General features: G+C 62.9%; 21 protein-coding genes. 4 read left to right on the forward strand and 17 right to left on the reverse strand.

What is annotated here, in order from left to right; all coding sequences use genetic code 11:
* Positions 1 to 133: 133 nt before the first annotated feature.
* Positions 134 to 379, forward strand: coding sequence for a hypothetical protein (locus CQ012_RS09885; RefSeq protein WP_105656161.1), 246 nt, complete (start codon positions 134 to 136; stop codon positions 377 to 379).
* Between the two features lie 50 nt (positions 380 to 429).
* On the opposite strand, the gene CQ012_RS09890 is transcribed toward CQ012_RS09885, so the two are convergent.
* The 6 genes from CQ012_RS09890 to CQ012_RS09915 all read right to left on the reverse strand — a co-directional run bounded on the left by CQ012_RS09890 (position 430) and on the right by CQ012_RS09915 (position 5,733).
* Positions 430 to 915, reverse strand: coding sequence for a carboxymuconolactone decarboxylase family protein (locus tag CQ012_RS09890; RefSeq protein WP_286134043.1), 486 nt, complete (start codon positions 913 to 915; stop codon positions 430 to 432).
* A 94-nt stretch (positions 916 to 1,009) separates the two neighbouring features.
* Entirely contained in the window at positions 1,010 to 2,221 is a 1,212-nt protein-coding gene (gene rlmN, locus CQ012_RS09895; RefSeq protein WP_166650787.1) for a dual-specificity RNA methyltransferase RlmN, read from the reverse strand.
* A gap of 198 nt (positions 2,222 to 2,419) precedes the next feature.
* Positions 2,420 to 2,740 (reverse strand): hypothetical protein, encoded by a 321-nt coding sequence (locus CQ012_RS09900; RefSeq protein WP_105662045.1) that lies wholly within the window; start codon positions 2,738 to 2,740, stop codon positions 2,420 to 2,422.
* 32 nt (positions 2,741 to 2,772) lie between these two features.
* Positions 2,773 to 3,906, reverse strand: a complete 1,134-nt coding sequence (locus CQ012_RS09905; RefSeq protein WP_105662046.1) for an FAD-dependent oxidoreductase — start codon at positions 3,904 to 3,906, stop codon at positions 2,773 to 2,775.
* On the reverse strand, positions 3,899 to 4,627 hold the full coding sequence (locus CQ012_RS09910) for a methyltransferase domain-containing protein (RefSeq protein WP_286134635.1): 729 nt from the start codon (positions 4,625 to 4,627) through the stop codon (positions 3,899 to 3,901). The genes CQ012_RS09905 and CQ012_RS09910 overlap by 8 nt, the downstream gene beginning before the upstream one ends.
* Positions 4,612 to 5,733, reverse strand: a complete 1,122-nt coding sequence (locus CQ012_RS09915) for a type III polyketide synthase (protein WP_105662047.1) — start codon at positions 5,731 to 5,733, stop codon at positions 4,612 to 4,614. The genes CQ012_RS09910 and CQ012_RS09915 overlap by 16 nt, the downstream gene beginning before the upstream one ends.
* Before the next feature lie 167 nt (positions 5,734 to 5,900).
* Between CQ012_RS09915 and CQ012_RS09920 the strand changes: the two genes are divergently transcribed.
* Positions 5,901 to 6,566: a GntR family transcriptional regulator gene (locus tag CQ012_RS09920; RefSeq protein WP_105656154.1), complete on the forward strand. Its 666-nt coding sequence runs from the start codon at positions 5,901 to 5,903 to the stop codon at positions 6,564 to 6,566.
* A gap of 39 nt (positions 6,567 to 6,605) precedes the next feature.
* Here the strand turns inward: CQ012_RS09920 and CQ012_RS09925 are convergent, their stop codons facing one another.
* The 3 genes from CQ012_RS09925 to CQ012_RS09935 form a co-directional block, all read right to left on the reverse strand.
* Positions 6,606 to 7,268 (reverse strand): GOLPH3/VPS74 family protein, encoded by a 663-nt coding sequence (locus tag CQ012_RS09925; protein WP_105656153.1) that lies wholly within the window; start codon positions 7,266 to 7,268, stop codon positions 6,606 to 6,608.
* A gap of 60 nt (positions 7,269 to 7,328) precedes the next feature.
* Positions 7,329 to 8,501 (reverse strand): hypothetical protein, encoded by a 1,173-nt coding sequence (locus CQ012_RS09930; RefSeq protein ID WP_146112210.1) that lies wholly within the window; start codon positions 8,499 to 8,501, stop codon positions 7,329 to 7,331.
* Between the two features lie 78 nt (positions 8,502 to 8,579).
* Positions 8,580 to 9,317: a sulfite exporter TauE/SafE family protein gene (locus CQ012_RS09935; protein WP_146112945.1), complete on the reverse strand. Its 738-nt coding sequence runs from the start codon at positions 9,315 to 9,317 to the stop codon at positions 8,580 to 8,582.
* A 101-nt stretch (positions 9,318 to 9,418) separates the two neighbouring features.
* Between CQ012_RS09935 and CQ012_RS09940 the strand changes: the two genes are divergently transcribed.
* A complete protein-coding gene (locus tag CQ012_RS09940) occupies positions 9,419 to 10,594 on the forward strand; it encodes an FAD-dependent oxidoreductase (protein WP_105662049.1) in 1,176 nt (391 codons plus the stop codon).
* A 4-nt stretch (positions 10,595 to 10,598) separates the two neighbouring features.
* On the opposite strand, the gene CQ012_RS09945 is transcribed toward CQ012_RS09940, so the two are convergent.
* On the reverse strand, positions 10,599 to 11,630 hold the full coding sequence (locus tag CQ012_RS09945; protein ID WP_219844106.1) for an agmatine deiminase family protein: 1,032 nt from the start codon (positions 11,628 to 11,630) through the stop codon (positions 10,599 to 10,601).
* Positions 11,623 to 12,600: a nitrilase-related carbon-nitrogen hydrolase gene (locus CQ012_RS09950; RefSeq protein WP_105656149.1), complete on the reverse strand. Its 978-nt coding sequence runs from the start codon at positions 12,598 to 12,600 to the stop codon at positions 11,623 to 11,625. The genes CQ012_RS09945 and CQ012_RS09950 overlap by 8 nt, the downstream gene beginning before the upstream one ends.
* Positions 12,601 to 12,740: 140 nt before the next feature.
* Here CQ012_RS09950 and CQ012_RS09955 point away from each other — a divergent pair, with 140 nt between their 5' ends.
* Positions 12,741 to 13,346, forward strand: a complete 606-nt coding sequence (locus CQ012_RS09955) for a TetR/AcrR family transcriptional regulator (protein WP_105656148.1) — start codon at positions 12,741 to 12,743, stop codon at positions 13,344 to 13,346.
* Here CQ012_RS09955 and CQ012_RS09960 read toward each other — a convergent pair.
* The 6 genes from CQ012_RS09960 to CQ012_RS09985 are packed head-to-tail and all read right to left on the reverse strand — an operon-like array spanning position 13,343 to position 17,451.
* A complete protein-coding gene (locus CQ012_RS09960; protein ID WP_105656147.1) occupies positions 13,343 to 14,473 on the reverse strand; it encodes a signal peptidase I in 1,131 nt (376 codons plus the stop codon). The genes CQ012_RS09955 and CQ012_RS09960 overlap by 4 nt on opposite strands.
* Position 14,474: 1 nt before the next feature.
* Complete coding sequence (locus CQ012_RS09965) at positions 14,475 to 15,050, reverse strand: hypothetical protein (RefSeq protein WP_105656146.1); 576 nt, start codon at positions 15,048 to 15,050, stop codon at positions 14,475 to 14,477.
* Positions 15,047 to 15,733 carry a hypothetical protein gene (locus tag CQ012_RS09970; protein ID WP_105656145.1) on the reverse strand — a complete coding sequence of 229 codons (687 nt, stop codon included), beginning with the start codon at positions 15,731 to 15,733 and terminating at the stop codon, positions 15,047 to 15,049. Before CQ012_RS09970 ends, CQ012_RS09965 begins: the two co-directional genes overlap by 4 nt.
* The gene (locus tag CQ012_RS09975) at positions 15,730 to 16,299 is read right to left on the reverse strand and encodes a signal peptidase I (protein WP_105656144.1); all 570 of its coding nucleotides are present in this window, start codon (positions 16,297 to 16,299) and stop codon (positions 15,730 to 15,732) included. Before CQ012_RS09975 ends, CQ012_RS09970 begins: the two co-directional genes overlap by 4 nt.
* Positions 16,296 to 16,871, reverse strand: a complete 576-nt coding sequence (locus CQ012_RS09980) for a hypothetical protein (protein ID WP_105662050.1) — start codon at positions 16,869 to 16,871, stop codon at positions 16,296 to 16,298. Before CQ012_RS09980 ends, CQ012_RS09975 begins: the two co-directional genes overlap by 4 nt.
* 25 nt (positions 16,872 to 16,896) lie before the next feature.
* Entirely contained in the window at positions 16,897 to 17,451 is a 555-nt protein-coding gene (locus CQ012_RS09985; protein ID WP_105656142.1) for an alternate-type signal peptide domain-containing protein, read from the reverse strand.
* Positions 17,452 to 17,758: the final 307 nt, after the last annotated feature.

Here is a 17,758-nt window from a genome sequence, read left to right on the forward strand (position 1 = left end):
TAGGCAAGGATGGCGTGCCGCTGGCGAAGTAGTGCCCACGGCAGCGACGACTTGTCGCCACGGCTGCACGTAGTGGAGTATTGAAGCAGACGGCAAGACGCTGGTCAGAGCATCGTAGAGAGTAAGGCAGCAGATGAGTGAGCAACGCGTTTTCAAGGCAGTAGTCGGCAAGGAAGGCGGCTGGTGGAACATCTGGGTTCCGGAATTGGACCATGTGACGTCCACCCGGAAATCACGCAAGATCGCCCTTTACACCCGCTCACTGATCGCTGCGGTTCTGGGGATTGACGAGTCTTCATTCCGCGTGGAACGAGAAGTGGTCAGCGCCGAGGAATTCGAACGCCGCTACACCGAAGCCGTACGCAAAGCCAACGCCTGAGTTCGTATTGGCCGCCGTTTACCCCCACCCGGGCAAACGGCGGCCTTTTGCTATTTGTCCGCCTTTTCCAGTTCGCGTTCCTTGACCGGGTGGCGCGAAAGGATGGAAATCCTGTTGAAGGCATTCATGGCGACGGCGATCCATTGGATGGCTGCCACTTGCTCATCGCTGAGCACCAGCCGGGCCGAAGCCACCGCTGCTATGCGCTCATCGGGATTAGGCAGGTCCGTGGCGGCTTCTGCGATGGCCAACGCTGCGCATTCTTCTTCGCTAAACAGGCCGCCGCATTCATCCCAAGTGCTCAGCAGGTTGATGCGTTGCAGACTCTCCCCTGCGTCCAGTGCCTTGCGGGCGTGAAGGTCCAAGCAGTAGGCACACCCATTGATCTGCGAGACGCGCAGGTTGATCAGCTCGGCGGTGCGGTCGCTGATTCCGGCTGCGCGGTAGGACTTGGCGACATCTTTGGAAAATCTGCCAATCGAGTTCCATAGCTCTGGATTGGTCTTATCAAGGAAAAGCGGGTCTGAAACGGCCATATCAGAACCATACATGCAGTCGTAGACCTCCTGCACGAAGAGGGGTCGTTAACGCACCGTGGAGACCAGCGAAAGCTGGTCTCCACGGTAAATGCTACTTGTCGCCGTCGGCTGCGAGCTGGCCGCAGGCGCCGTCGATTTCCTTGCCTCGGGTATCGCGCAGCGTGGTTGGCACGCCGAGCTCATCGAGGCGGCGAACGAACTTGGATGTGATATCCGGTTCGCTGCGGGTCCAAATGGAGCCCGGCACCGGGTTCAGCGGAATCGGGTTCACGTGCACCCAGCCGCGGCCGCGCGCGTTCAGCTTCTTGGCCAGCATTTCTGCACGCCATTCGTGGTCGTTCATGTCCTTGATCAGCGCGTACTCGATGGAGACGCGGCGACCGGTCTTCACGTAGTAGTCGTACGCGGCATCCAGTGCCTCGTCGACCTTCCAGCGCGAGTTGACCGGGATCAGCTCGTCGCGCAGCTCGTCATCCGGCGCATGCAGCGACAGCGCGAAGGTGACCTGGACATTCTCCTCGGTCAGCTTGCGGATCGCCGGAACCAGGCCAACGGTGGAGACGGTGATGCCGCGGGCGGCCATGCCCAAGCCCTCAGGGGCATCGGCGACCATGCGGTGCACGGCGTTCATCACGCGCTTGTAGTTGGCCAGCGGCTCGCCCATGCCCATGAACACGATGTTGCCCACGCGCTCCTCGGGGTGCTGGCGTCCGCCCAGTCCGCCTTCGGCGATCACGCGGTTGGCCTGGACGATCTGGTCCAGGATTTCAGCGGTGGACATGTTGCGGGTCAAGCCCGCCTGGCCGGTGGCGCAGAACGGGCAGTTCATGCCACAGCCGCACTGCGAGGAAATGCACAGGGTGATGCGGCCCGGATAGCGCATCAGCACGGACTCGACCAGCGAGCCGTCGAACAGGCGCCAGAGGAACTTGATGGTCTTGCCATCATCGGTTTCCAGGCGCTTGACCTCGGTGAGCAGCTTCGGGAACATGGCCTCGGCCAGTTCCGCACGGCGCTCCTTGGGAAGATCGCTCATCTTCTCCGGGTCGGTGGTGTAGTGCTGGAAGTAGTGCACTGAGAGCTGCTTGGCGCGGAAGGCCGGCAGTCCCAGTTCCTTCAGCTTGGCCTGGCGCTCGGCCAGGGACAGGTCAGCCAGGTGCGTTGGCGGCTGGGAGACACGGCGCTTGGTGGCGAACTGCAGCTCTGGACGACCATCGGCACCCATCTCCTGCTTCCAGCCTTCGGCGGTTGGAACGACCTGGGCGCGGCCTTCGGCTTCGGCTCGGGACTTGGAGATGCGCATCTGCTGGGCGCGCTGGGCCGCGGCCTGCTCATTGCGCAGTGCCTTGCGTTCTTCGGCGGAAAGTGGGGTGGAATCGATGGAAGTCATTGCTACCTATTGTTTCATGTATCCGCGAGTATTTGGCGGTGAGTTTGGGCACGCAAAAACAGTGCCGCACCGCCAATCTACCGGCGGCGCGGCACTGCTGCATTCGGGTGTTCAGTACTTGACGGATTCCTTCAGGTGGCCGAGGTTGCCCACGGCACCGGCAAGGTCCATGTCTCCCAGATGCCCGCTGGTGGCAGAGGCCGGTCGGTCTTTGCTCCAGTGCCGGAATCCATCCTGATGCTCGTAGGTGACCACCGCATCACCGGTGCCGGCCATGACCGCCTCCAGCTGGAAGGTCTCGCCCCAGATGGACTCGCCGTGGTCGGTTTCACCCAGGTAAGCCCTGACTTCTCCGCTGACCGAGCCGTTGGCGAGCTGCTTGTCGATGTGCACTTCCTGCGCCGTTGGGCGCCATCCGGATAGATGCTCCATTCGCAATCAGTCTTCGAAACGTTGCCATTTCGTCATGCGACGGGAACCGAACGCTGTCCGGGACCGGTCATCGTGAAGTCGCGCGCCACCTTCTCATGCAGCCAGGCACTGGAGGCCAGCCGGGAAAACGCCGAATCCCGCAAAGGGACGGCCCAGCGCGGCAGTGCACGGCCCAGCAGCATGTTCGCCTGCGCACGCCGGGCCGCACTGCGGGCGGCCCCGAGCCGCAGGTCGTCCAAGGCTTCAAGGGGTGCCCTGGCGGCAATGAGCTGCACCACCGCCTGCGCATCAGCCAGCCCCAAGCTCAGCCCCTGCCCACCGATCGGGCTGATCTGGTGGGCCGCATCGCCCAGCAGCACCACGCGCCCATGGACCATCGAGGGCACCATCCGGGTGGCAGTGCCGAAATTGCTGGTCATCGTGCAGGCCTCGGCGTCAAGAAGGTATCCGGTGCGGTCCAAGATGGTCTCGGCCAGCATGCCCGGCGAATCATCGACCTGCGTTTGCTCGATGCGCACCACCCAGCGCCGCCGCGCAGCGGGCAGCGGGAAGGATTCGACAATCCCCTGCTGATGCAGGAAAAGCGCGGCAGTGTGCGCCAGCCCAGTGGTCTCCGGGAAGTCCCCCATCAGGTAGCGGTCCCGATGGTCCCTTCCGGCAAAGCCCACGCCGAGATCCCTGCGGACCGCGGAACGGACCCCGTCGGCTCCGGCCAGCCGCAGGGCCCGGTGAACCACGCCGCCAGCGGCAAATTCCACGGCTTGCTCCGATTGCCCAAGTACCTGCTCGAAAGCGCACTCCATCATCAATGACCCCGGTGCCAGCTGCTCCAAGCGCTCGCGCAGCAATTGCTCGGTGTCCTGCTGCGGCAAGGACAGCACATAGGGATACTGGCCGCCAATAGTGGAGAAATCCATCGAAGCGATACTCCGCCCGCGCGAGATCCCCAGTCCGCCGCGGATCTGCACGCCGCCGCGCTGCACCGCCGGTCCCACGCCGAGCCGCGCCAGGACCTCTTGCGCTGGAGGATGCAGGCCGATGGCGCGCGAGTGGGCTACCGGTGCGCCGCGCTGCTCGAAAACCCGAACGGCATGCCCGCTTTGGGCGAGCTCTATGGCCAGCGCCAGGCCCACCGGCCCGGCGCCGATGATCGCGGCGTCATCCATGGCCGCCAGCTTCCCAGAGCAGCAGGTTGCGGTAGGGCCGCTGCGTGCGCACCTCCCAACCAGGGCGGAGCAATGGCCCCAGTTCCCCCGGCACGAAGCTGCGCCGAATGGAGGTCAGGCCATCGCGCCGGATCAGCGAACTGCCTGCCAGCGGCAGGGTCGCCAGCCCGAACAGGCCCAGCGCCACCGGGGAACGCCGGATATCGCTGTGCAACCCGATCCCGGTGCACAATTGCTCGGTCTCGTCCTGCAACTGGCGCAGCTGGTCCGTACCCAGATGGTGCAGCAGGTGGTTGGAGAGCACCAGGTCGAACTGCTCGCCGTCGGCCGCTAGCCGGGTGCTGGTCGTTTCCCGGAATTCCAGCACCCCGCGCGGCAGCTTGCAGCGTTGCAGCGCTTGCCGGGCGTAGGAGATGGCCCGGGGATCCGGGTCGATACCGCACACTGCCACCTCGAACCCGTCGGCGAGCGCCCAGCGCGCCAGATTCGCCGCAATGTCTCCTCCCCCGCAGCCCACGTCCAGTATCCTGGCCCGGACCCGGCGCGCCAGCAACGGGCGGATGCACTGCACGTAATTGCCCCGCCAGCCGGCTACTATCCGGTTCACCAGAGGGAACTGGGCGTAGGTGCGGCGCAGCAGCACCGGGTCGCAATCCGGGCGGTCCATTTCCTCGATGGCTTCCGCTGCCCGCGCCAGCCGGAGCATTATCCTTGCCGGCATATGGTGAACAGCCCGGATTCCACGGTCAGCCCCGGACCGAATGCCATGGAGCAGACCCTTTCGCCCTGGTCCGCAGCGGCCGCTTCCAGGATTTCCTTGAGCACGAATAGCACCGTGGCGCTGGACATGTTCCCGTAGCGATCCAGGATCGCGCGGGCTGGCACCAGCTGCTGGTCATCCAGGCCCAGCCGGTTTTGCACCCGGTCCAGGATGGCCCGGCCCCCGGGGTGCAGACCCCAATGCTGGATCCGGTCCACAGAGAGTTCCGGGTCGGCGTCCTTGGCCAAGAGCGGCTGCAGCGCCCCGGTGATGTGCTCGTCGATGATGTGCGGAACGTAGGTGCCCAGCACCATCTCGAATCCATGGTCGCCGATATTCCAGGCCATGGCCTCCTCGCCCACCGGGGTGAGCACGGTTTCGAAGCCGTCCATTTGCAGCAGCCCGCTGCCCTGCGCCGAGACGATCACCGCCGCGGCCCCGTCGGCGAAGATGGCCGAACCCATGATGGTGTCCGGGTCATTGGAGCTGTGCACATGCAACGTGCACAGCTCGGCGCAGACCACCAGCACGGTGGCTTGAGGATCGGCCAGGCAGAAGTCGCGGGCCGCGCGCAGGGCGGGGAACGCCGCGTAGCATCCCATGAAACCAAGGTGGTGGCGCACGGTGCTCGGTGCCAGCCCCAGCGCCCGCACGATCTGGTAGTCCGGGCCCGGGTTGTAGAACCCGGTGCAGGAGACGGTTATGACGTGGGTGATATCTTCCGGGGCAAGGTCCGGGCAGGCGTCGAGGGCCTTTTTCGCGGCGTTCGTGAACAGCGCGCTGGCCTGCTTCGCATAGATGCCGTTGCGTTCGGCGGTGCTCGGGGAGAGCAACCGGCCTTCAACCCGGTCGTAGAACAGCGGAGTTTCGGGTTCGGGCAGGGAGAGGTCGAATTCATCGACGCAGCTGTACCTGGTGCTGATCGCGGCGGAGTTGAACGAGGTGGCGATGAGCCGTTCACCCAGCCGGCTCAGGTTCGGCTGGCTGGCGAAGACATCGCGGATCTCTTCCTGGGCCAGGGTCGTCGCGGGAACTGCGGTTTGAATCGTGCGGATCTTCACTGACATGACCCGAGCCTAGGACCGACGCGGCGGAAGGTAAACAGTTTTGGCGAATTACCAGCAATAGCCCGGGTATTCTGTTCCGCCGTGCGCGTGGATTATCTATCCCCTGCGAAGAATATGATTATTGTTATTAACATCAGATTCAATCGATCACGCATGAAGAGGTCAGCTTGGCAAAGGCATCAGTTCATTCCCTGGAGGGTATCCGCCGAACCATCCTTGATGGCTTCTGGTCCCCCGGCGACCGCCTTCAGCCGACCACTTTGGCAGAACAGTTCGAGACCAGCACCACCGTGATCCGCGAATCGCTGACACGGCTAGCGGGGGAAAACCTGGTGGTCATCCGCCCAAACCGCGGCTTCTTCGTGCCGGATCTGAACCTGCGCGAACTGGCGGATATCACCGAACTGCGGTGTTCCACCGAGGCACTGGCCGCCCGCTTGGCGGTGGAGCGCGGAGATGTCGCGTGGGAATCGAACTTGATCGCAGCCCACCACAAGCTTTCGCGCACCCCGCGGCGTTTGCCGGAGGAACCTGGCACCGTCAACCCCGCATGGTCCGAGGCGCACCGCGAATTCCACCATGCATTGCTGGTACCGTGCGATTGCCAGCCGATGCTCAAGCTCTCTGCCGACCTTTCGAACTTCACCGAGCTGTACCGCCGCTGGGCTGCCCCGTCGAAGGCCGCAGGCAAGCGCAACGTTGAGAAGGAGCACCAGGAAATCCTGGATGCCGCCTTGGATCGTAATGCAGCCCTGCTCGGCGAGCTGCTCAATAGCCATTACCGCTCCACTATCCAGGTGGTCATGGATGCGGGATTGAGCACCCTGCGCTGAATCATCGCGCAGTAGTCTTTCCTTGCGGGCGCCGTCCAGCTATTTCTTTCCGGGCGCGGGCGGAATGACGCGCTGGGTAACGATGGCGGCGTTCATCGCTGCCACTGCCCGTTGCGCTGAATCGGCTGCCGGTGAATCCTGTGCGAGTTCCGCAATCCGGGACTGCGCTTGGCTTCCCGACATGGGTGCCAGCTCGTCTTCCAGCACATGGTTCACCAGGCCTATCGCCTGCAAGATCGCGAGCACGGTGGTATCGCTGGTTCCCGGGATCTTCTGTCCGTGCAGGGCGCCTTGTAAATCGGTCCGGATCTGGCGCTGGATCTGCTGGTTGATGAGGCGGACCCGTTGCTTGCCCAAGCCCAGCAGTGTGCGTTCGCCGTATTCGATAATCCCGGCCTTGGCCAAGGAATCGGTCAGCGAGCGGGCATCGCACAAGGAATTGATCTTCACCGCTTCGTCGAGGCTCAGATTGCCTCTCTTTTCCAGCTTTTCCAAAGGCGCGGCGAGAACTGGATCCGGGCAGGGGCCGGCACCGATGAGGTGGATCTGCCGATGCTGATCCTCGCTCAACGCCACACGCCCAGCGATCATCAAGTCGGTGATGATGGCAGCATTCATGCCGTATCCCGTAGCTGATACAACTGTCTCCGGCTTTTCGGAGTCATCGGCCATTAGCAAGTAGAGCTTTTCCGCAATCAACATATTTTCAGGCTACCGGCCCGCAGAGGCGAAATGCTTCAGCCTTCCGACGGATATTCAAGTTCAGCCGCCCTTGGCCGCGGACTTCTTCGCCTTGGCTACTTCGGAAGGCGAGTGGGTGGTTCGGGGTTCTGAACGGTCCTGGGTCATCGCCGAAGTCGTGCGGATGAACACCGAGATCCAGCTGAACATGATGGCCACGACCGAGAGCTCGAAACCGGTCAGGTTGTAGTAGGACCATTCGCTCCACAGCTGGAAGGCCGCCCAGATCGCGCCAATGGCCGCGTAGGACAGCATATGGAACACCGCAGGGTAGCCAGGCAGCAGCACGACGGTGCCCAGCAGCAAGAAGATCATGGCTGCCGAGACCATCTGCACGAAGGCCGAATGCACTTCCATGGCCACGTCGAAGGGAACCAAGCCAATGCCGATAATGCCGACCGAGACAATCAGCAGGCACCAGCGCACGAGCCACGGCCGCGGACGCACCATTCGTGCAATCCTGTATCTTTCCAGCGCCGGGCGGCAACGGTAGGACTGCGCCAGGCGGACCAGGTCGCGGGTCAGGAACTCGGTGAAGGCCGCCAGCACCAAACCGGAAATCACCAGGGTGAGGTTGAAGGTCCAGAAGGAGCCCATGCCGGCCTGCGTTGTTCCCAGCGAAGAGAACATGCTCTGCCACCAGCCTTGGTCTTCAGCCAGCAGCATGCTGATCAGCACGCCAGCGCCCATGAAGATGCCCAGCACCACGGAAAGTGATTCCGCGTTGATCCGCGCGGTTGCTTCCAAGGACAGGTAGGCGGAGATGCCCGTGGCGACGCTGACCGCCAACGCGCCTGCCAGCACATCCAGATGCAGCCCGTAGAAGGCCTGTTGGAACAAATGGAACACAACCAGCAGGATCATGACAGAACTGGCTACGTGCACCAATACGAGGCCCAGGGCCGTGATGATCTGGCGCCATTTGGGGATCTTCTTCAGCCACGGTTCACGTGCCCGCAGCATCGAACGGAAAGCATAGGCGCTGCTGGTTCCGGCCGAGACAGCACCGCAAGCGGCGGAGACGATGCCCACGGACAGATCGCCAAAGAGCGGCGGACGCTCGCCGGCAAAGACAATGAGCCCCACAACCAACCCGAATAGGGAACAGAACAGGCCAGCCCACAGGGCACGGCGCTCAATGTCTAGTTCGCTGACTCGTTTGCTGAGAGTTACATCGGGATATTGGGAATGCACGGAGTACATTCTCTCATTTTCATTGAAGAACGTGTACCGCTCGCGGCGCCGCCGCACACCGCGCAGCAGCGCACTGCGCTAGTGGGAGGCCAAGTCGACCAAGCCGCTTGCCATGAGGCTCAAGGCACCGCCGAAGGCAATCAGTATCACGAATGCGCGACTGAATTTTTGCGGGATCCTCGGAGCCAGGTAATTGCCCAGCAAGATGCCCAGCACCATCGCACCAAGACAGGCACCCCACTGCTGCCAATCCAGTTGAGGCATGCCGCCCTTGGCGGCCAGGGACGTCAGCGACAGCACCAGGAAGTAGAGCTGCACGGAGATGGCGAATTGCGCCTGCGGCCAGCGGCTGGCCACAGCGTATCCCGCGATGGCCGGGCCGGAGACACCGGCCGTCACCGACATGAAACCGGAAACTGCCCCGGCACCGACGGCCAATCCCTTGCTTTGGGCCAGCGCTAGATTTCGAATCATGAAACTCGAAACCAGTGCCAGGATCACCATGAACGAAATGCCGATGGAAAGCCATGGACCCTCCAGCGAGTTCGCCAGCCAAGCCCCCGGAACGGTCATGAGCATGGCCGGTATGAGCATGAAGGCGACCTTCCGGTACTCGACCTGACGGAAGACCTGCGCAAAGATCAGCAAACTGCTGCAGGCGCCGAGCAGGTTGACCAGCATGACCCCCTCATGGGGTCCCAAGACCATGACCAGGAAGGGCGAGGAGACCAGCGCGAACCCCATTCCAGAGATCCGTTGCGTGGAGGCGCCCACGAAAACCGCAGCTGCCAAGCCGATTACCGCCACTAGTTGCACGCTGCCTCCGCTTTCCCGATTCCCATCCTCTATTACGTTAGTCCACGGCCAATGAGTCAATTGAATGGAGCCCGCTTCAGTTGGAGTTTTACGCTGTAGAGGTGAGCAATGACGTAGATTTCCTGATTATCGGCGGCGGCGCGATGGGCTCGGCGGCCGCGTGGTCCCTGGCCTCTGCCGGGCACGAGGTCCTGCTGCTGGAACGCTTTGCCCCGGGGCATATGGAGGGCGCCTCGCACGGAGCAACCCGCAACTTCAATCCTGCTTACACCGAACTGGAGTATCTTCGCCTGCTGCAGCGTTCCGACGCTTTGTGGGATTCGCTTTCCGAGCAAGCCGGCACTCCGCTGCTGGAACGCACCGGATTGGTCAATCACGGAATCGTTGCCGAACAACGGGCAATGCAGCAGAGCCTCGCCCACGCAGGATTCGGCAGCGAGCTGCTGAGCATCGCTGCGGCAGAAGAGCGTTTCGCGGGAATGAAGTTCGAGACCGAAGTCCTGCATATCCCCGCCGGCGGCCAGATCAATGCCGATCTTGCGGTAGCTTCGCTGCAGAAGCTGGCCGTAGCGCACGGAGCTGCCGTGGAATACGGGCACCGGGTGACCGCTCTGCAGGTGCTTGCCGATGACCGTGTCGAGGTGCAAGTCCAGCACCAGGGCACCGTTTCGGCTATCCGGGCCCGCCATGCCATCGTCACCGCGGGGGCTTGGACCGCGCTGCTGCTGGGCGATGCGCTCAAGCTTCCTGCCATCCACGTCACCGAAGAGCACCCGGTGCATTTCGCGCAGAAGGACCTGCCGGCGCACTGGCCGGGGTTCAACCACACCCTGGATCCGGCACGGGATATCGGATCACGCGTCTTCGGGCCCATCTACGGCATGCGCACCCCGGGGGAAGGCATCAAGGTGGGCTGGCATGGTTCCGGACGGATCATCGATCCGGAGCACCGGCCGCACCAGGCCAGCGACGAGCAGCTGCGCGGACTGCAGGACTACGCGGCACGCTGGCTTCCGGGAGCGGATCCTTCGCGCTACGAAACGGTGTCCTGCACCTACGCCAACACCGCCGACGAGCACTTCATCCTCGATTCGCTGGGGCCGGTCACCGTCGGCGCGGGATTCAGCGGCCACGGCTTCAAATTCGTGCCCGCCATCGGCGAATACCTGGCCGACCTGGCCCTGGGCCGGCGTGCGGCCGACCCCCTGTTTTCCGCGACTCGCACGGCGGCGAAACCGGTCTTCCTGGAACGCCGCCGCGCGGTCGGCCTGGGCTAGGGGCCTATTCCCGTTCGGTGGCGGGCAGCTGCTGGGTGATGCAGTGGATGCCGCCGCCGCGGGCGAACAGCTCGCGTGCATCCACGCTGGCCACTTCCCGTCCGGGATAGGCCGCCTCCAGGATGCTCGCGGCCTGGTGGTCGTTGGGATCATCGAAGCTGCAGGCGATGACCCCGCCGTTGGTCACCAGGTGGTTGATATAGGAATAGTCCACCCAGTCCTCGGCATCGCGCAGCACCGTCGGCGCCGGAACGGCAATGAGCTCCAGCGCCCGTCCCTGCGCGTCGGTTGATTGCTCCAGCCGTTCGCGCACCGCCTGCGAAATCGCGTAGTCCGGGTGCCGCGGATCCTGCTGGTCGTGGTAGAGCACCACGCCGGGCCGGGCGAAGCAGGCGACTATGTCCACGTGGCCGCGCGTGCCGAATTCCTCGTTGTCGCGGCTCAGCCCGCGATCGAGCCAAATGGTCTTCCGGGTTCCGAGCAGCCGGGCGAACTCGTCCTCTATGTCCTTCTCGGTCTTGCCCGGGTTGCGGCCCGGATCCAGCTGGACGCTGCGCGTGGCCAGTACCGTGCCCTCGCCGTCCACGTGGATCCCGCCGCCCTCGTTGGTGATCGACGCCCGAATCTCCTCTGCGCCAGCAAGGCGCGCGACATGGCCCGCCACCAGTCGGTCCTTGTCCCAGGACGCCCAGCTCTGCGCGCCCCAGCCGTTGAAATTCCAGTTCACCGCCTTGAGCTGGCCCTGTGCGGTGCGCACGAAGCTCGGGCCGGAATCACGCATCCAGGCATCGTCCAGCGGGTGCAGGCAGTAGCTGACCGCATCACCCAGATGGCGCCGGGCTGCGGCTTCGCTGGCCGGGTCCACCACCATCGTGACCGGGGTGAAAGCGCTGACCGCCCGGGCCACGGCGCTCCAGGCGGCGCGGGCCGCTTCGGCCTGCGCTTCGGTTTCTCCCAGCGTGTAGCCGCCGGAGGGAAATGCCATGAAGATGCGCTCATGGGCTTCGGTTTCTGCCGGCATGCGCAACTCAGGCATGGGTCTGCGTCCGTTCTCCCAGCTGGGCGTCTTCGCGCGGCGCCGCCAGCGCCGCGTAGGTATCGGGACGGCGGGTGCGCAGGAAGGGGAAGAGCTCCAGCCAGTCACGCCGGGCGTCCAGGTCCAAGGTGGCCACGAGCACCGCTGAGGCATCGCGCGGGGCGCGGGCCAGGATGCGGCCGTAGGGGTCCGAGATGAATGACGAACCGTAGAAGTCCAGTGCTCCCTCGTCGCCCCACCGGTTGGGGACAACCATGAACAGCCCGTTGGCAATGCCGTTGCCGATGATGGTCTGGCGCCACAGCGGCTCGGTGTCGAAGTCCGGGTGGTCCGGCTCGGAACCGATTGCGGTGGGATAGGCCAGCAGGTCCGCTCCGGCCAGCGAATAGATGCGCGGCGGCTCGCTGAACCATTCATCCCAGCAGGTGGGCAGGCCCATGGCCAGGTCCCCGAGCGCCGCGATGCGGTGCACCGGATAGGGCTCGTCATTGGGCCCTTCGCGGAAGTATTTGTCCTCGTAGTAGCCTGCGGTCCGCGGAATATGCAGCTTGTTGGTCAGCGCGACGATCCGGCCCTGCGGGGAAAGAACCACTGCGGTGTTCAGTCCCAACCCGTCGGCGGCCGGAGCCTTGCGGAACAGCGAGATGTGCACGTGCAGGTTGTACTTCGCGGCCATCTCGCGGGCGAAGGCCACGGTCGGCCCGTTCTCCAGATCCTCGGCGGTCTCGTCCGCGGCGTCGGCGTCCGGGATCTCGAAGGCCGGATATTTGCCCAGGGTCAATTCCGGGAGGAAGACGATGCGCGCGCTATGCTTGGCCGCGCGGGCAATGCCGTCCTCCAGTTCCCCGCGCAGTTCCCGCGGGTCTTCACGCCAGCGGTGCTGCACCAGCGCAATGGTGATCTCGCCGCGCGACTTGGCTTCGGCACGCGCTGGGGAAACGGGTGGTTCAAGGGCCAGGATCTCTTGCATTGGGCTCCCCTTCAGATATTAAACGAATGGTATTCGTTTACAGATTAGGTCCAGCGACGGCCTCGGCGCAAGAGATTTAACGAATGACTTTCGTTTATTTGTGTAAGCTCTACCCAGAACCTTCAACAACGGGAGAATTCATGGCCAGGCCTTCCAAGCCGAAGCTCAGCACCGCCGCGATCGCCGATGCCGCACTCAAGCTCGTCGACGCCCATGGCGAGTTCACGCTTCCGCAATTGGCCAAGGCCCTCTCGGTCTCCGCTTCGTCCCTGTACAACCACGTGTCCGGCAAGGATGAGATCATCGAGCTAATGAGAGGCCGGGCCATGTCGGCGATCAGCCTGCCAGATAGCGTTTCCAGCGACTGGCAGGAGATCGTACAGCAAATTGCCACGTCCTACTGGGAGTCGTATTCAAGGCACCCACGGCTGATCCCGCTGCTCACCAGCCACACAGTCCGCGACAGCACCACGCTGCGCGTCTACGATGCACTGGCCGAGGCCTTCGCTATGGCCGGGTTCGAACCGAAGCGGCGGCTGCAGGCCATCACGATCGTCGACTCCTTTGTGCTCGGATCCGCCTTGGATGCGGCGGCACCTGAGAATGTATGGGAAATCGACGGAGAGTCGACACGCGCTTTCAGCGAGACACTGGCCACTGCCCTGGGCGACGAGGACCGGGCGTCAAAGACCTTTGCGGTGGGCCTTGATCTGATTATCAATGGTCTATATTCGCTGCCAGGCTAGTGCGGTTGGCAGGTTAAACGCTTGTTGCTGCCCAGAAGTCCAGCGCTGCCATGAATTTGAGTAAAGCTCACCGGGGCTGAACTCCATGATCCGTAATTCGCCCTGATCGCCACCGTGAATTTTCTGTCGAAGCCTACGAGCAAATCCAGCAGGGCACCCAGTAGACCCTGGCTCGAAGACAGGGATGTCGTGTAGCTTCGCGTGTTGCCAGCAAGCGACTCTGTCTTTACCGTCGAGCTGCCATTGAGTTGTCCGGTGATGGTATAGGACGTTGGTTCTGGTCCGGAAACTGACCAATCGAATCGGATGGTTTGCTGGTCCCCGACATTGCCTGTGCATTTAGCGTTGGCTGGGGGCAGAGCCGTGAGCGCAGTAGCCGTGGCGGAAGCCGCCGCTTGGCTGGAGAAAGCTGCCTGGGTTTGTTCGATTTGAATCGGCAAAAGGCACAACGTGAGCATTGAAAACATGCCAGCCATCTGAATCAGGGTCCGTCGCCGAGATCGTTGCGACATGGATTCCCGACTAGCTCCGGATACCCGAAATTCAGTGGCTTGATGCTCGCGACCAGCAAAAGGGCCTGGGTCCATTTCGGCCTCATTCATGCCCTGCCCGGATGAAAGTCGGCCGCTTCCACCATCCCTCTTGATGAACGCGACATAGAGCAGGTAGGCGCACAGCAGTCCGCCGAGAAAATAGGCCCATGGCTGGGACAGCCACGATACGACGTAGCCCAGGACCGGTACACTGGCCAGCAGTTTGTCGACGCTGTCCACCGCATACGGTTGCAGGTCCGCGACGGGATTGGCATCACCCTTGAGGACCAGCCCCGCGTCCGTCTTTTCGACAACCCGGTGCGTCACCCGCACTTCGTCACTGATCACCACCGAAACCACGTCGCCCACGGCGACGTCCTCTACCGCGGTCGGAACAGCCAGCCCCAGGGAACCGGTGGGGATGCCCGGTCCCATTGATCCCGAGGCGAAAACCAGGGGCTTGATCCCGAAAGCCAACGCCAGCACCGCCATGACCAGGCACAGGGTCCCGGCCGCGGCGCAGGCGTTCAGCACGAGGCGCTGGAACAGCGTCAGCGAAGATCCTGTGCGGGGTCCAGTTCGATTCAACTTCATCTCATGAACCCACCGTCGAGGTGAAGTCCAGGGTGATTGCCGTCGTGGCGCCCTGCAGGGTATTGGCCGCGGTTACTGGCAGCGAGTACTGCACGCACAGGGTTTCGCTGCTGCCGGCGGCCAAGGGCCTGGCGGCCGAGGCACTGCCGAACTGGGATCCAGCGTTCTTCGACAGCAGCGTGGTTCCGCCCGAGCAAGTAACGCTGGAGCCGGTGCCGCTGACCGTGGCGCCTGTTTTTACAACGATATTGAGTGCCGCCCCCAGCGCAGCGTTGCCCGATTCGGTGATTCTTCCGCCGAAAACATAGGGCGCCGAGATGGAACCGGTGTTCTTCACTGTCACGACGGATGCCGATGTCGAGCCCGGAAACAGGTTATTGCCGCTGATGGGCATCTGGTAGCTGGCCGAGGTTGCGCTGGTCGCAGTAGCTCCAACTCCCAGGGCAACGGTGGCCGTGCTGACGTTCGAGGTAGCTGTCGCTTGTCCGGTCCATGAGGCCAGCGTCGAGACGGTGCCGAATCCTACGAGGACGCCCAAGGACAGAATTGCCTTGATGCGCATTGAACGGTCGCTCATTCTTCCACTCCGTCCGTTTCAAGTTCCTTTTGTTTCCTTCGTTGCGCAGCAAGCAACGATAATCCCCCGATACCCGCGATGCCTGCCGCCGCAAGCAGCGCCGCACCGCGGAACCCGGTATCTCCGAGCCCATCATGCCGCTCGGGAGGATCCGATTGGGGCAGCTCTTCCCTCGGCGCATCACTGTCGGGCGAATACCCTTCGTCAGGCGGCCGCGAAGAATCCGGAGCTTGCCCATCTCCGCCTGCTAATTCGACGGCGTCGATGCGCACCTGCAACGAAGGCACCTGCTGGTCCTCCGACTCATTTTTCGCCGACCAGGGCAGTCCGACCCTCAGTCCGAATTCCGCGGCTTTGTCCGGTTCCAACCGGACTACCGTGGCTCCGGCTGTTTCGAAATAGATCCTGGTTGACGCAGCGGGCTCGATCGTCCGGATGCGGACTTCGATATCCGACTCCCGGTCATTGCGAATCCACAAGGATCCTGTGGATTCAACGCCCGGCGCCAAGACCGGGGCTCCTCCAAATACCTGCGGTGGGGCATCGGAATAGACCCGGCCGTCCAAGCTGTAGCTTAGGCCCTGGTCAGTTTCCGCGGCTGATGCGGGCAGTGCCAGGCCGAGTGCCGCGCAGGGAATCACGGCCGTCATGGCCGCGCGGGCTGCAAGAAAACGGAGCTTCATCGATGCCCTTTCCCCTGCCGTTCACGCCATGCCCCGCCGAACATCACCAGCGAATACACGATCAATCCGCTCGTTGCGATCCAGGTCAGCCACGTTCTCTGCTGGAGTGACAGAGCGCTGTTCACGTATCCCAGGAGCGGGACGGAATACCAGAGCTTGCCCCGGATCTGTTCGGGTTGCACCGGCTCGTCATCGGCATTGTTTGCATCCCCGCGGAAAATGAATTGTTCTTCCCCGCCCAGGCTCGCGCCGATAGCGGAAACACGGTGCGTAACGACTTCAGGCTCACCTGATTCCAGCTGGTAGGTGGCAACCTCGCCAATGCGAAGGTGCTGTGGGTCAATCGGCTTCACCACCACCAAAGTACCGGGCGGCAAATGCGGCCGCATGGATCCGGTGAGCACGGTATACGCCGTCGCCCCGCCCAATTTCGGAACCACGATCATGACGGCAATCAGGGCAAGGACGATGAACAGCACGAGCCAGGAAAGCACCTGACCGCACCACCACCGGATCCCTGTGCGTTCCTGCTGTTCCCTGCGCCGGACGCGATTCCCAATTGTCATCGTTGCTGCCCCGCGAACCCCAGCTTGAGCGCTACTTTCCCGCCGGAAGCCGTTTGAGGTGCCCCGGAGGGAACCGAAACACGAATGCACAAGGCCTCATTCGCCATCGCCGGCGCGGCGCGCAGCACCCTGGCAGCTGCGAAGGAGGCGGTGGATCCCAGCGGCCCGGCATACAGCCGTTCCCCGGCCAACGGCTGGTCGGCTTCGCAGGCCGCTTGGTCCATGCCGGAATAGATGCTCAGTTGCAAAACGCTGGACAGGGCACGATCAGCGGCAGTCGGCGAAGCGGTCGCATTGACCGCCCCATCCAGCTGATAGGTCAAGTCCACAGTGCCAGCATTGCTGATCACCAGTGATGCTTGCGTAAACGCCCCGGGGATCAGCTCGCTGCCGGACAGCTTCGCGAACTGGTGCTCGGTTTCGCCACCGGCCAGCAATGCCAGCGAACCGGTTTTCAAGGCTGGCGGATCCACCGTGCTTTCGGCGCGCCAAGTTGCGGCCGTGCCTTGCGCGCTGATACCCAGCAGCAAGAGCACAACCGCGACTATGGCGAACTTCAAGGGTTTGGGCATGCACCAGCCAATCCACGATCCATGACTAAGCGCGGACTTGGTCCAAGGTCAGCGTCAGCGCTTCAAGATCCAGCGGCTGGTCGTAGGTCGACGGCGGGGTGTCCCCTACCGCTCCTTCGGCAAAGGTGACGGTGATCAGGAATGGAACTGAATAGGTGCCCGGATCGGCAAAGCTCAGTGTGCCGTCAGCTTCCTCCGTAATCCCCGGCGCCGATGCGTCGACCTGCAGAGCGACGGTCACGTATCCTTCCAACGCTCCCAGCGCCGTAGCCGCCTGGTCGACGCTCAGGGATCCAGCAATGTTCTTGCCTTCGGCATCGATGGTGGCGGTCTGGCTGAACGCAACGACGTCGCCGGGAACGAGCTGCTGGGTTGCCGGGTCGAACGGCTCGGGCGCTTCCGGATTGCTGATGTCCTGCCAGTTGCCCTCCCCGTTGGTCGTCAAGTTCAGGTGGCCGGTTTCCACGGTGCCCGCGTCAATAGTCTGCTGCGCCTGCCAGCGCGCGATCGTTCCAGCGCCGCCGAGCAACAGCGCTCCGGCTGCAACAGCAGCAATGGTTGCCTTGGTTACTTTCTTCATGAATTACGCATCCTCAAAGTTTAGGTGCCCCCAGTGACACACACTTTAAGTAAAGCTTGTTTAGTAGGTTTTACAACCCCCGGACGTCACATGACAATGCCGCCGGCTTGCACCGCTAAAGGAAACAAGACAACCGCCGTGAAAACGTATTCTCATGCCATCGAAAATTCTTGCTAACCAGCAGCTGACCAGTTCCTTTGCGCGAGGATTTCAACTCTCGAAACGATCCGGCGCCAGATGGCGAAAGATGGACGGCAAAGGCCATCCACCTGTCCATAAAAGTTTAGCTAGTTAGCGAATCAATCCG

Source organism: Arthrobacter sp. MYb214 (assembly GCF_002979865.1).
Classification (GTDB): domain Bacteria; phylum Actinomycetota; class Actinomycetes; order Actinomycetales; family Micrococcaceae; genus Glutamicibacter.

Bases quoted from the DNA above. Each gene is read 5' to 3' on its own strand.
- CQ012_RS09955 (WP_105656148.1), top strand. From the start codon at position 12,741: ATGGCCAGGCCTTCCAAGCCGAAGCTCAGCACCGCCGCGATCGCCGAT.
- CQ012_RS09945 (WP_219844106.1), bottom strand. From the start codon at position 11,630: ATGCCTGAGTTGCGCATGCCGGCAGAAACCGAAGCCCATGAGCGCATC.
- CQ012_RS09885 (WP_105656161.1), top strand. From the start codon at position 134: ATGAGTGAGCAACGCGTTTTCAAGGCAGTAGTCGGCAAGGAAGGCGGC.
- CQ012_RS09965 (WP_105656146.1), bottom strand. From the start codon at position 15,050: ATGAGCGACCGTTCAATGCGCATCAAGGCAATTCTGTCCTTGGGCGTC.
- CQ012_RS09910 (WP_286134635.1), bottom strand. From the start codon at position 4,627: ATGCCGGCAAGGATAATGCTCCGGCTGGCGCGGGCAGCGGAAGCCATC.
- CQ012_RS09980 (WP_105662050.1), bottom strand. From the start codon at position 16,871: ATGCCCAAACCCTTGAAGTTCGCCATAGTCGCGGTTGTGCTCTTGCTG.
- CQ012_RS09985 (WP_105656142.1), bottom strand. From the start codon at position 17,451: ATGAAGAAAGTAACCAAGGCAACCATTGCTGCTGTTGCAGCCGGAGCG.
- CQ012_RS09900 (WP_105662045.1), bottom strand. From the start codon at position 2,740: ATGGAGCATCTATCCGGATGGCGCCCAACGGCGCAGGAAGTGCACATC.
- CQ012_RS09890 (WP_286134043.1), bottom strand. From the start codon at position 915: ATGGCCGTTTCAGACCCGCTTTTCCTTGATAAGACCAATCCAGAGCTA.
- rlmN (WP_166650787.1), bottom strand. From the start codon at position 2,221: ATGCGCATCTCCAAGTCCCGAGCCGAAGCCGAAGGCCGCGCCCAGGTC.
- CQ012_RS09970 (WP_105656145.1), bottom strand. From the start codon at position 15,733: ATGAAGCTCCGTTTTCTTGCAGCCCGCGCGGCCATGACGGCCGTGATT.
- CQ012_RS09975 (WP_105656144.1), bottom strand. From the start codon at position 16,299: ATGACAATTGGGAATCGCGTCCGGCGCAGGGAACAGCAGGAACGCACA.
- CQ012_RS09915 (WP_105662047.1), bottom strand. From the start codon at position 5,733: ATGTCAGTGAAGATCCGCACGATTCAAACCGCAGTTCCCGCGACGACC.
- CQ012_RS09950 (WP_105656149.1), bottom strand. From the start codon at position 12,600: ATGCAAGAGATCCTGGCCCTTGAACCACCCGTTTCCCCAGCGCGTGCC.
- CQ012_RS09905 (WP_105662046.1), bottom strand. From the start codon at position 3,906: ATGGATGACGCCGCGATCATCGGCGCCGGGCCGGTGGGCCTGGCGCTG.
- CQ012_RS09960 (WP_105656147.1), bottom strand. From the start codon at position 14,473: ATGAAGTTGAATCGAACTGGACCCCGCACAGGATCTTCGCTGACGCTG.
- CQ012_RS09925 (WP_105656153.1), bottom strand. From the start codon at position 7,268: ATGTTGATTGCGGAAAAGCTCTACTTGCTAATGGCCGATGACTCCGAA.